General features: G+C 55.5%; 11 protein-coding genes. 6 read left to right on the forward strand and 5 right to left on the reverse strand.

Going from position 1 to position 12372, the window contains the following annotated elements:
• Positions 1–28: 28 nt before the first annotated feature.
• A complete protein-coding gene (locus SYN_RS00090) occupies positions 29–2386 on the reverse strand; it encodes a VIT domain-containing protein (RefSeq protein ID WP_011415931.1) in 2358 nt (785 codons plus the stop codon).
• Between the two features lie 336 nt (positions 2387–2722).
• Here SYN_RS00090 and SYN_RS00100 point away from each other — a divergent pair, with 336 nt between their 5' ends.
• Positions 2723–3604, forward strand: a complete 882-nt coding sequence (locus tag SYN_RS00100; RefSeq protein ID WP_158302877.1) for an alpha/beta hydrolase — start codon at positions 2723–2725, stop codon at positions 3602–3604.
• A gap of 133 nt (positions 3605–3737) precedes the next feature.
• Here SYN_RS00100 and SYN_RS00105 read toward each other — a convergent pair whose 3' ends face one another.
• Positions 3738–4439: a GntR family transcriptional regulator gene (locus SYN_RS00105; RefSeq protein ID WP_011415933.1), complete on the reverse strand. Its 702-nt coding sequence runs from the start codon at positions 4437–4439 to the stop codon at positions 3738–3740.
• Between the two features lie 194 nt (positions 4440–4633).
• On the opposite strand from SYN_RS00105, the gene SYN_RS00110 reads away from it, so the two are divergent.
• The 3 genes from SYN_RS00110 to SYN_RS16665 are packed head-to-tail and all read left to right on the forward strand — an operon-like array spanning position 4634 to position 6652.
• Entirely contained in the window at positions 4634–5776 is a 1143-nt protein-coding gene (locus tag SYN_RS00110) for a succinate--CoA ligase subunit beta (protein ID WP_011415934.1), read from the forward strand.
• A gap of 2 nt (positions 5777–5778) precedes the next feature.
• Positions 5779–6258, forward strand: a complete 480-nt coding sequence (locus SYN_RS16660; protein WP_258165145.1) for a CoA-binding protein — start codon at positions 5779–5781, stop codon at positions 6256–6258.
• Positions 6191–6652 carry a hypothetical protein gene (locus tag SYN_RS16665; RefSeq protein WP_258165146.1) on the forward strand — a complete coding sequence of 154 codons (462 nt, stop codon included), beginning with the start codon at positions 6191–6193 and terminating at the stop codon, positions 6650–6652. Before SYN_RS16660 ends, SYN_RS16665 begins: the two co-directional genes overlap by 68 nt.
• On the opposite strand, the gene SYN_RS00120 is transcribed toward SYN_RS16665, so the two are convergent.
• Positions 6649–6831 (reverse strand): hypothetical protein, encoded by a 183-nt coding sequence (locus tag SYN_RS00120; RefSeq protein ID WP_011415936.1) that lies wholly within the window; start codon positions 6829–6831, stop codon positions 6649–6651. The genes SYN_RS16665 and SYN_RS00120 overlap by 4 nt on opposite strands.
• Before the next feature lie 186 nt (positions 6832–7017).
• Between SYN_RS00120 and SYN_RS00125 the strand changes: the two genes are divergently transcribed.
• Both SYN_RS00125 and SYN_RS00130 read left to right on the forward strand, forming a co-directional pair.
• Complete coding sequence (locus SYN_RS00125) at positions 7018–7275, forward strand: SemiSWEET family sugar transporter (protein WP_011415938.1); 258 nt, start codon at positions 7018–7020, stop codon at positions 7273–7275.
• A gap of 225 nt (positions 7276–7500) precedes the next feature.
• Entirely contained in the window at positions 7501–8328 is an 828-nt protein-coding gene (locus SYN_RS00130; RefSeq protein WP_011415939.1) for a tellurite resistance TerB family protein, read from the forward strand.
• A 51-nt stretch (positions 8329–8379) separates the two neighbouring features.
• Here SYN_RS00130 and SYN_RS00135 read toward each other — a convergent pair whose 3' ends face one another.
• Both SYN_RS00135 and SYN_RS00145 read right to left on the reverse strand, forming a co-directional pair.
• The gene (locus tag SYN_RS00135; RefSeq protein ID WP_011415940.1) at positions 8380–10059 is read right to left on the reverse strand and encodes a dynamin family protein; all 1680 of its coding nucleotides are present in this window, start codon (positions 10057–10059) and stop codon (positions 8380–8382) included.
• 494 nt (positions 10060–10553) lie between these two features.
• Positions 10554–12095: an AlbA family DNA-binding domain-containing protein gene (locus SYN_RS00145; protein ID WP_041584533.1), complete on the reverse strand. Its 1542-nt coding sequence runs from the start codon at positions 12093–12095 to the stop codon at positions 10554–10556.
• Between the last annotated feature and the right edge of the window lie 277 nt (positions 12096–12372).

Raw genomic sequence — 12372 nt, forward strand, 5'->3', positions numbered from 1 at the left:
CTGTCCCGGCCTGCCTTTTCAGTTTTACCTATGATCCCGCCTGTTTCAGCGTGATCGTGATCGTCAGGGCAGCTTTTCTGCCGTCTCCTGTGGCGGGAAATCGCCACTTTTTCACCCGGTCCACGACACATGACTTCAGGGAGACGCTTTTCAGCTTGCCGGAAGGTTCCGCGACCTCTCTGACCGTGCCGTCCGGGTTGAGAATCAGCTTCAGGAGCAGTTTTTCCGGCAGCGGCTTTCCCGCAAAACAGGGCTTCAGTTCGGAGAGATGCGCCTGGACTGTTTTCTCGATGCTTTCTTTCACCAGACTCCCGGAAACGACGATTTTTTCCAGATTCAGGGAGACCTCGGTTGTCCCGGCTTCTTTCTTCCCGTCTTTTTCCCGTTTCGGCTCCTTCCGGAGGGACTGGTCGTAAACGGCCCTGCCGGATTCTTCCATGACAGGCGCCGCCATCGAGGGCATAAGCATGGCTTTGGTGCTCATTCCACCCACGGCATAGTCCGAAACCCCTTCAGGAAGGGGAAGCGGCTGTTTGACCGTGGTGGGTTTGCCGTCGGTGCGGACCTCGATGTCCACCGCCACAAAGGAGGTATACGCCGTTAACAGGTTATAGGTCAATCCCAGATTCGTCACTTCCTGAATCCGCTGATCATCCGAGTGGAGTCGGTTGTAATCGGAAAGGATCGCGATCCGGTGCCGCGCCCAGAGATAACGCAGAGCCGCGTTGCCCGGCAGCGGAGAGGCGTTCGCCACGGAAAGAGTCTCGCTGTAGGGGCCCTTGCCGGAAATTCCGTTCAGGGTCACGGTGCCCCGGGCTTTTCCCCGCCACTTGCCGAACAGAATGACGGGTCGTTCGGCCAGTACGTCAGGGATAGAAAGGGGCTCCATATCGTAGGCGGAAAATCCCTTGAAGTCCACCTTCACCCGGGTCAGGACCGGGGCGGCGATCATCCGGCGAAAACGGTCCGCTCTGGCGTCCGCCGCTTCAGGCTTTTCGATAATCAGGGGCTCTCCCATGCCGACGCGGGCCATCCCCTCGATGAGATGACGGTTTACGCTCGTCCCGATTCCGAAGGCGAACATGTTGGCATTTCCCAGGTTTTTCCGGATCAGATCGAACACCTCTTCCTCTACGGTGACATAACCGTCCGTGACGATGACGACCGTCCGTGAATCGTTTTCCCGCTTCTTGAGGGAAAGGGCGCGTTTCAATGCAGGCAGGATTTCCGTTCCGCCGCCACCTCGCTGCTGCTCAATGACCGAGATCGCCTTCCGGACATTTTCCGGGGTGGCGGGCAGGGATTCCTCAGACATCAGGGATGAGCCCCCGGAGAAGAGCAGGACGTTGAAGCGGTCCGTGGGACGCAGACTGCCGATCAGGTTGGCCAGCAGTTTCTTTGAGATGTCCAGGGGAAACCCGTGCATCGATCCCGACACATCGACGATGAAAATATATTCGCGGCCGGGGATCTCCCCCTGAGTGATCCGCCGGGGAGGCTGCATCATCAGGAGAAAGAAGTTTTCTTTCCCGCCTTCGCAGAGCAGAAGGCCTGACTGAATTTTGTCGCCGTCAAGACGGTAACGGAGGATGTAATCACGGTTTCCGCCCGATTTTTCCGCCGGATCGAGCATAACCCGGGCTTGGGCGGGACCTTGAAAACTTGTCTTCACCTTGTGAGAGGGGCTGGAGAGGTCACGGACAGGCAGACCGGTTGCCAGATTGACCTGGATGTCGAAAGCATAGGACGGGGATTCTCCTGAATGAAGGTAGGGATTTGCGCTCCATTGTTCCGAAGGGGGGGCCTGCTCCGCCGGCGTGTTGGAGTAGCGGGGGCCGACGACGGTGGGATACACGAATTCGTACACGCGGTCTTCCGGCACGAGCAGTTCCGTGTATTTCAATTCCACAACGATCTCATCCCCGGGAAGGATGTTGGCCACGTTCATCTGGAAGACGTTGGGCCGCTGCTGTTCCAGAAGCGAGGCACTCCGTCCCTCGTCCCGGGCCTGTTCGTAATCACGGCGCGCTTCTTCACGCTTCTTGATTTTCGCCTCGATGACCCGCTTGCCGATGGTCATCTTCATGCCGTAAACGGCGGCCCGTGTGGAGGCAGGAAAGACATAGATCGCCTCCAGCGGCTTTTGGCCTTCGTTGCGGTAGCGCTGGGTGACCCGCACATCGGCGATCACCCCGGAGATGTTCACCGCAGCGGAAGTGGCTTTCAAGGGAAGCCGGTCCACGGAAGGGTCATCACTTTTCACAAGAAAATAGGGAGACAGTGTCCGGTCTCCCGCTGATTCGTCCGGCTGCGACTGGGCGGCATTCCAGGAAAACATGCCGACCAGCACAATCAGGACGGCCAACAGGGTGCTCAATCTTTTCATGACGTCCTCCTTTGATGCGTTAAAATGCGTTATTAATCCGATAATAACTTAGACAATGAAGGTTCCCGAAAAGTTCCCGAAAAAAACAGGGCGGGGGCTTTACCCTTGTTTTCTCGATATTTCATGCATATAGGGCGATATCGTATTGACGGCGCGGAGAAATGCGGGTATTTTTCCGGACGTGTTGGGGAATTTTTCCGGTCTTGTGCAAAAATTGCATCAGCTCCATGAGTAACGCTTTTTTTCCCGGAACGACAAGCGCTGATCTTTTCCTTTGCGGAACAAACTTCCGCAAATCAGAATGCATCGCATTCCCCTCATAATGGAGTAATGGCCTTGAAGTTATATCGATTAAGAAAGATGAAACTGTTCGGTCTGCCGCTCCTGCCCGACAGACTGCCCCTTTTTTTCCTGCGTCTGTCGGCGATCCTGCTGCTTCCCGCTGGTTTCCTCTATTCTTATCAGCACAAACTGCTCCATCACCCCGAGTACGTCTCCAGGAGTGAACTTTCCGAACAACTGGCAAGCAAAAACTTGCAGGCCTGGCCTTCCCTGGATACCTACCGGGGCATTCTGGCAGACTTTGATTCCATCTCATCTGTTCCGGCGAAAGGAACGGTCGTTCTGTTTCACGGAAACTCCGGATCGGCGATCAGCCGGACCAACTTTGCGGATCATTTGCGGGTGCTGGGCTACCGGACAATCCTGCTGGAATATCCCGGATACGGGGCGCGGAAAGGGGGGCTCGATGAGGAAACTCTGATCGCCGACGGAGCGGAATCGGTAAAGCGGGCTATTCAGCAATTTGGAAAACCGGTCTACATCATGGGGGAATCGCTGGGCTGTGGTGTTGCCGCCGGCGTAATTTCCCGGGTGGCCGGACAGGTGAGCGGCGCCCTCCTGATCACGCCCTGGGACAACCTGCCCAATGTCGCTCAGTTTACTTACTGGTATCTGCCTGCAAAATTATTGACGCGGGAAACCTATGACAGCATCGCCAACCTTAAATCCTTTGCCGGCCCCCTGGTGGTTGTGATGTCGGAAAAGGATGAAATCGTCCCGACAACGTCCACTTTGAACCTGTACCGTTCCTTTGCCGGTAAAAAGAAGCTCTATGTCATGCCCGGGGCGACGCATCGAAGCTGGTACGGACATACAGATCAGAAGTGGTGGAAAGAAACCCTGGCCTTTCTGGAATCCGGTTCAGAAACGCCCTGAGCGACGGGATCGGCGTGTTGCGCTCCGTTGCAATCCCTGGCACAAAAAAAGCAGGGCCATCTTCGACCCTGCTTCGATTGTAACACTCTTCATGTTTTACAGCTTAAATCCCTTTGCTGCACAAAGTCCTTCTTCAGAAATCCTTTCGTTCCTGCTCTGCCAGGATCTTCTTGATGCTGGTCATGACCTGGATTTTCACGTTGGTCAGATGGTTCTTGAGCACGGACTGCGCCCTTTCGAGGCTGCGCATCGCGACGGCGTCGTAGATCTCCTGATGTGCCTGATCAGTGGCTGACAGCGATGAAATGGGGAAGTAGTTGCCGCCGTACTTCAGGAACAGCATATCAAAGACATTTTCAAGGATGCGGACCTGAGTGGTCTTGCCGGAAAGAGAGGCGAGGGTCATATGAAAGTCCCTGTTTTTGAACAGCCTTTCCTTAAGATAGGATTCTCTGTCCGCGGCGAGGTGGGCCTCCAGCGCCGCCTTGAGTTCATCGAGGCCATTCTTGTCGATCTTTTCTATGGCGGTGGGGACGAGGGACGGTTCGATCAGCTCCCTGATTTCGTAAAGTTCCTCCAGTTCTTTCAGGCTGAAAGGCGCCATGGAATAGCCGCGGCGCGGTTCATGCTGAACGAATCCCTGTAATTCCAGCCATTTCAAAGCCTGAATGACAGGGGTTGGGCTGAGTTCGAGCTTTTCCGCCAGGTCTCTGTAGAGAATCCGCTGTCCGGGAACAAGTTCCTTGGTGTAAAGCATGTGCCTGATGCCCTGATAGGCGATCTGGGCACTGACTTCCGGTTGTTTTTTTATTTTTTTTTCTGTGTCTTTTTTCATGCGGGCATATCTATATTAATTAAATTTTATTTGCAATCAGATTTTTGTTTTCAGTAAAAAATATAATTTATAAAAAATAGTGTTCAAAATGTGATTATTTCCATTGACATATCAGCACAGCAATTTTATGTATGGCGCACCGTGCACCGAAGATGTTTTCCTGAATCACTATTTATTTAAAGGAATAAACCGCTATGAGACTTCATGAATACGAGGCTTTGGATATTTTTGAACGGAACGGCATTCCCGTTCCCCGACGCGGTGTCGCCTCCACCATGCACGAAGCCCTTCGTGTGGCAGGCGAAATCGGGTATCCCGTTATACTGAAGGCCCAGGTCCTTGTCGGGGGCCGTGGCCTCGCCGGCGGAATCAAAACCGCTTCTTCGCCGGATGAGTTGAAGGAGGTCGCCGAAGCCCTGCTGTCCTCCGACGTCAAGGGACTGCCTGTCCTCAAGCTTCTTGTCTGCGAGAAGGTGGAGGTTGCCAAGGAACTCTACGTGGGCATTACAATCGATGGATATTCAGGCAAACCGGTTATCGTGGCGAGCACCGAAGGCGGCATGCTGATTGAAGAGACGGCGAGGACCTCGCCTGAAAAGATTGCCGCGATTCATGTCGACTCGTCCCTGGAATTTTACCCCTATCAGGCCCGTACCATGCTGGGGCGGCTCAGCGGCATCAATCAGCAGCTTCTCACTTCCTGGACGGATGTCATCGGCCAGCTGTACAACGTTGTGATGCGTTACGAGCCCCTGATCTGTGAAATCAATCCCCTGGTCGTCCTTCCCAACGGAGGACTGATCGCCGTCGATGCCGTGCTGGAGGTAGACGATTCGGCCATATCGCGGGTGCGTTTTCCCCTGCCGGATCGTGTCGAAAGGATCGAGAATCCGCTGGAACGCAGAGGGAGAGAGATCGGTGTCACCTACGTGGACCTTGATGGGGATATCGGATTGATCTCTTCGGGCGCCGGACTGGGCATGGCCTCTACGGACATTATCGGCGAAAGAATGAAACCCGCCAACTTCCTGGAGACGGGCGGCGGCATTACCGCGGACCTGCTCTATAAGTGCATGGAGCTCATCATGATGAAACCGGGACTCCGGGCCGTGTTCATCAATGTTTACGGCGGCATCAATCCCATCCACGAAGGAGCTAAGGGCGTTGTGCGTTACATACAGGAGCACAATGTCAAGATACCCATTGTCGCCAAGGCACTCGGAAACCGTCAGGAGGAGACCTGGGAGATCTTCCGGTCCGCCGGGGTGCATGTCGTCACGGAAGCGGCAACTGAAAAAGCGATCGATCGCTTATATGAACTGGTAGGACGAGGTTAAGCATGAGCATACTGATGAACGATTCAACACGTGTTATCGTGCAGGGCATTACGGGCCGCATCGGAAAGGCGCAGGCCCACTGGATGCTTGAATACGGAACAAAGGTCGTCGGCGGCGTCACGCCAGGCAAAGGCGGAACCACCGTCGAGGGTCTCCCTGTATTTAACAGCGTGCAGGAGGCCGTGAAAGAGACAGGGGCTAACGCTTCGGTATTTTTTGTCCCCGCTGCCTTTGTCCTTGACGCCTTCATGGAGACCATCGATGCTGGGATCAAACTCATTGTCATCGTGCCGGAGCACATCCCTGTCCGGGATGTGATGAAGATGCGCAGCTATGCCATGGAAAACGGCGTCTTTGCCCTGGGGCCGACAACACCGGGGCATTCTTGTTCCGGGCAAAGGCAAGATGGGCATCATGCCGGCATCCATGTTCGCTCCGGGACGGGTCGGCATCATTTCCCGAAGCGGGACGCTCTCCTATGAATTCGCCGGAATTCTTTCGGAGAACAACGTGGGGCAGAGCACCGTTGTCGGCATGGGCGCGGATCCGGTCGTGCTGAGAAACCTTACGGATATTCTGGAACTCTTTGAGGAAGACGAAGGAACGGACGCGGTGATCGTGGTCGGAGAGGTCGGCGGGGAACAGGAAGAGAAGGCCGCCGGGTTCATCAAAAGGAGGATGACCAAGCCGGTGGCGGCCTACATCGCCGGACGTTATTCGCCGCAGGGAAAACGGATGGGCCATGCGGGCGCGATCGTGCGCGGCGCCTCGGGAACGGTTGCAGGCAAGCAGGAGGCGTTGAGAGACGCCGGAGTAACCATCCTCGACTCCCCCATCCATGTTGCCGATTGGGCCGTTAAACATAAATTGAGTTAGAGTTTCTCTGAAAAAAAATACGGCGAACATTTTTGCCGGTAGTCCGATAGATTAAAACCATCCTTTCCGTTTTTCGGATCGATAAGCTGCCTCACCTCCGCAGCCCTGGCAAAACCCCCTGGCCCCTTCACCAGCGACGGCCAGGGGGCCGCTATGGAATCATGTCGTTTTTCAGCCATTTCCTGCTGTGGTCTCCCGCCTGACGTATCATCTCGCATTCCGCTTCTGCCTTGAAAAATATAAGAGCCAGAGGGTTAATCAGTTTACCACGTGCCCGCTGACCAGGGTCGGGTCGTCCGGGCTTTCTGCTGCATGGCTTCCTTCCACGAAAAGTTGTATAAGTAAGAAAAAACAGGAGAAAAACCGTGGACTGGAGGGAAGTGATCGGATTTATCGGCGGGTTTCTGACGACCATGGGAATGATCCCTCAGGTATGGCGACTTTTCAGGATGAAGAGCGCCCACGAGATCAGCATCTCATTCAGTCTGCTGTTGAACACCGGTATTGCCTTCTGGCTGATCTATGGAATTCTGCATGGACGGATCGCGTTGATCCTCTGGAACGGCATCGCGCTGATCCTGGGCCTGGCCATGTTCTATGCCAAGATGAAATGGGGCCGATAGGTCGTCACGCATCAGTCAGACCGTTTTCAGGATATTTTCCGGTATCATCTTGATATCATTAACGAATCAGGACGTTTTCAGGATAAACTGCTTCTGCAAATATGGATTGACAAGCAAAAAAGCCTTCACCTATACTTCGTTAGAATAAGGAGATTTTTTTCATCGCTCAAACAGATCTGAAACGTAAACATTAATTTAAACAACCAGACAACAGAGGGCAATGACATGAAGATCACGGAGCTTCTTGGAGCAATGGTGCAGGCCGGGATGGCGCCTTCGTCCAATGATCGGATGAAGAATTCCCTGGGAGGCGGCAATGTGCTGGACAATCTGGCGGGAATGATGGGAGGTTCCACCAGGCAGCCAGGCGGTGGAGGACTCGGGGATATCCTGTCAGGCGTTCTGGGCGGTGGCAAAAGTGGCGGTGGCGGGATCGGAGATTTGCTTTCGAACATGCTGGGTGACGCGGGGAAAGAGATCGGCAGCAACAAAAATATTGCTATCGGCGGCTTGGGCGCGCTTATCGGTTCCCTGCTGGGCGGCGGTGGAAAATCCCTGGGCGGCGCTGTCGGCGGCGGCTTGATGGCCCTGCTTGGAACACTGGCTTTCAACGCCCTTAAAGGAAGCGGTCAATCAAAGCCTCAGCTTCCGGTCGGTCTGCTGGAGCCACAGACGGACGAAGAGCAGCAGGCGCTGGAGCAGACTTCTGAACTCGTCCTGAGAGCCATGATCAACGCCACCAAGGCGGATGGTGAAATCGACCAGGATGAAATCAACCGGATTGTGGGTAAATTCGAGGAAATCGGGGTTGACGAGGAAGGCCGGCGCTATGTCATGAATCAACTGCGGCAGCCGATGGAAACGGAAGAACTGATTGCCGCCGCGAAAGGACAGCCTGAACTGGCCGTGCAGATTTACGCGGCTTCCCTGCTGGCCGTTGAAGTGGACACACAGGCGGAAAAAGATTACCTGGATCAACTCGCTGCCGGACTGGGTTTAACGCCCCAGCTTACCGAACGCATTCAACAGATGATTGGGCTGCAGCAGGCATGAAAACATCAAGGTGGATAAAACAGCGGCTGTTTCCGGTTGCAGGCAGCGGTATCACAGCAGGTCGGCCGCCTCACTGATTCCCCGCGCTTCCTCTGCAAGCGAAGAAATTCGAGAGGTTTCTTCGTCGAGGAGAGCCAGGGGTTCTTTCAGGTCGTGCTGTATCTCAAGAAACAGGCGTTCGAAAATCTGTGTGATCTCCTGATCCAGCCGGCCCCGGAACTCATCCCGTGATTTATCCATCTTCTGCGAGAAGTCTTTCATAATGGCGCTGCGTTTCCAGAGCAGGGTCACCGCGACCAGCCCGGCGCCCACCGCGGCCAGGATGCCTCCGGTGATGTCAAAGGCAATGAGATGCGTCGCCATGGCGATGACGGCCCCAAGAGCGGCGATGCCCCCGCCGGTCAGCGTGAGTTTGCCGAGCTCAGAACCCTGAATGCCTTTTTCGTCAACAATGTCGGAAATGCGGAGATCCCGGAGCTGGCTCCTCAGCCGTTCGAGGATATCCAGCCGGTCCGCGGCGACAGGGTGGCTCCCCTGCTGTTGACGCTCCTGCCGATGGGCGATCGCCAGGGACAGATCATCGAGCATGGCCTTCATTTCATCGGAGAGGTCTTTCGAAACGCGTGAGGACTCGGCCTCGATCTCTTCCTTTGCCGTTTTCTCAAATTTATCCTGGGTTTCCCTGATCCAGGTTTTTACATCCTTATCGCGAAGATAGGGGATGGAGCGGCTCAGGATCGTCCCGATCTGCAATCCTTCCCTGAAATCCTCCTCGAGCCGGGAAGCAAGGCGATCGTAGGAAACGCCGAGGCTGTCCACGACCAGGCGCCGGAGCGAATGCGCCTTTTCCCGACGCCCTTCCACCCTGGCCAGCAGGTCCTGATAAAATGCCTTGTCCTCCGCTATGGCGGCCTCCTCCCGACGCAGTTTCGCGAGGAGGTCGTTGACGATCTTGCGGACCGTATCCCGACATCCCTCCAGTTTCATGCGCCAGACCTCGCCGCTCTCGACGGCGTCGCGCAGATATTCCCGAAACTCCGCAAAACCGCTGTCCGAGGCTCCGTCAAGTTCCCGCTTCGCGGACACCGTGAACAGAACAGGATTCTGAACGTTCCGTTCATGGGCGTACTGCTTCACCCGCTCCTGATTGACGGCAAGCTCCCGCTGGGTGGCCAGATCGGCCTGCTGCAGAACAAAAACGGTTTTCCGGTGCCAGTCCTTGCGTACGAGCGACAGGAGTTCCCACGCCGTGGCGGTATGGGGATTCTTGGCCGGAAAAACGAAAATAACCAGGTCGCTCTTCGGGATATAATTCTCCGTAATGGTCTGGTGATTGCGGATGATCGAGTTCGTGCCCGGCGTGTCCACAATCGTGATATCCCGCAGCACCGTTTTGGGCAGGGTCAGTCTCTCCCAGTAATCCCCCAGGACCGTCTTCGACCGTTCCTCGCCGTAGGCCAGTTCCTGAATGACGGCCGTGCAGGGGTCCGGAGCGACTTCGCATACATCCTCGCCAAGAAGCGCATTGACGAAGCTGCTCTTTCCGGACTTGACCTCGCCCACGACAACGAAAAGAGCCACCGACTGCAGAAGCGCCAGACGGTTCTTCAGGATTGCCGACGCCTCGGTTTCCGAACACTTGTCAGTCAGCGACAGGCATCGCTGGAGAACATCCCGCAGAAAATCATACTTCTGCTTCAGTTCCTGACTGAGGACACGTTGTGCCGCCATTCAGTTCTCCTTCTCCGCATGGGGGTGAGTGTATTTTGTTAACCGGCGCTTGGAGAGCGCAGCGGAATCATCGGAATAGGGAATTGCTTCAGTCCTTCAAAATCCAAAGGACAGTACCATATTCAAATTACTCTATTTAAAGCAGTGAAACAAATTAATTATAAGGAAAAATTATCTATACTGCCGTTCCCGATGCAGGGTATTGTGTCGCCGGGTACCGGGATTCCGCAGACCGCCCGCAGACAGGCGCTGGTGAGAATGTGTTGCCCTGCGGATGCGCATCGCAGCCCAATGCCGGCATGTCCGGCAGAGACGAAGTGGAAGATGTTTCCGCCGAGTGACCTGAAGGGCGGGCATCGGCTGATCCGGATCCGGCTCCCGACTTAACGATTACGGCGGATCGATTAACGATAAGTTTACGAATACAGCATCCCTTCCATCTTTGCCGCTTTGTCCAGGCGGTTTACAATTCGCGGATTCCGCTTTACGATTGCTTAACGATTCTCCCGGGCTTTGAGGCGGTAGCGGGTGGAACGGCCGGCCCCCAGTTTTTCCGCCAGACCCAGGTCAACCAGCAATCCGAAATCTCCGGCCGTAATCGGGCGGGAAACGCCGAATTCCGCCTCACACTGCCGGCTCGTCAACTCCTGCCCTTCGGCAAGCCATTGCAGCATTGTCCTTTGCCTTTCATTCAAACGCGCCTCCACTGCCGGGGTTACAGAGAGACGCTTCTCCGGCGTCCGCAGGAGATCGATATTCTCGCCGGGACCGGGAAAGGTGACTTGAAAATAACCCATCTCCGTGTTCAGAATCGGCAGATCGAGCCCGTGGTTGAGCATGTGGTCGCGCATCCGCCGGAAGCCGCTGCCGCGCTCCTCGATGCGGTGGAAATAGGATAGACACTGGGCCAGAACGGGATTGCGCGAACAGGGCCGATAATTTCCTCTTCTCAGGCCGGCCAGGGTGATCGGCCGGGGAGGCAGTCCCGGGCTGGAGATGACTATGCGGTCGGCGAAGACTTCGAGGATGATCTTGCGGCCGGCGTCTTCATACTGACGGTGGGCCACGGCGTTCACCAGGGCCTCGCGCAGGCCGTCGACAGGGTATTCGTCAAGGCGCACGCGGTTGAGGCCGACAATGCGCATCGGGTGGCGGGTGTTCCGGTCGATAAAGTCGATGGCGCGCTCGATGGCCAGCGGCATCGGACCCCGGATGTCTTCATGGTCGCGCGGGTCCCCGTCGGGTAACGTGCTCCGGTAGGAATCAGCGAGAATCCGGCATTGAGGAAAGACCGCCGACGGGTCTTTCGCCAGCAGGACGATCCCGGCGGCGGTGGCGTAATGTTCCCGCAAGGCCGGGTCATACCAGACCAGTCCGCGCAGGACGGCGCCAGCGAGGAGGTCGTCATTGGACAGCTCATCCGGATTGCAACGCTCGGCAGAGGCGATCAATGTGCGGGCGACGTCCAGGTCGAGGTCGCGCCAGCGGATCCTGTCGAGAGGACGGGATTCGAAGGCGGAAGTGGCCTCGATGGTCGATTCGGCGATGGAATTTTCGTCATTCGTCGGCGAGATCTCGAACCGCTCCTCCAGCAGGGCGACCAGCGCCTCCCGGACTTCCTTCTGGAGTTCGATAACGTTGCCGAAACGTTGATATGTGGGGCCGTCCACATTCAGTTCGTCAAGAAGCCGTACCGTTTCCTCTTCCCGCTTTACGCTGCGGTCTCCCCTGATGAAGGCCAGAACGGGAATATCTCTTTCCTTCGCGCGGCGATATTCTGTGTGGGGTAGAGACAGTCCGTCCACAGGCATGCCGTATTCGGTTCCCACGATGAGCAGATAAACCTGGCATTCGTCGAGAGCTTGCAGGCATCCCTCCAGCGATTCTTGCGGAGAGGCAGGCTCAGTTTCGGAAAGGACGGGCGTGCAGTTCGCCGACAGGAAAGCGTCGGTATTCAAAAGGTTCTGGACGACCAGCCGCTCGTCTTCCAGTTCCTTCCGGACAGAGCTGATAAAAACGTTGAGTTTCGTGGTCATTGGGGTGAATCTCCTGCCATGAAAAGCCTCTTCCATAAATATTGTAGTGGGGCATCAAGACGAAATATGGAGATATATTTATCCTTCATGGAAGGAGAGTTTCAATGATAAATCTCCTTTTTAGAGGAGAATATTGTCTATAAGTCTTCAAGTGTCAGTAATCGGATGATTGCACTTTCACTTACCGGGGCTCAACGGAGAACTCCTGCTCTCTTTACGATGTTCAGATCCGTAATCAACCGAATCCTGAGGGGTTGGAAAATCCAGAGGATTACTT

Origin of the sequence: Syntrophus aciditrophicus SB, assembly GCF_000013405.1 — a bacterium.
Taxonomy (GTDB): domain Bacteria; phylum Desulfobacterota; class Syntrophia; order Syntrophales; family Syntrophaceae; genus Syntrophus; species Syntrophus aciditrophicus.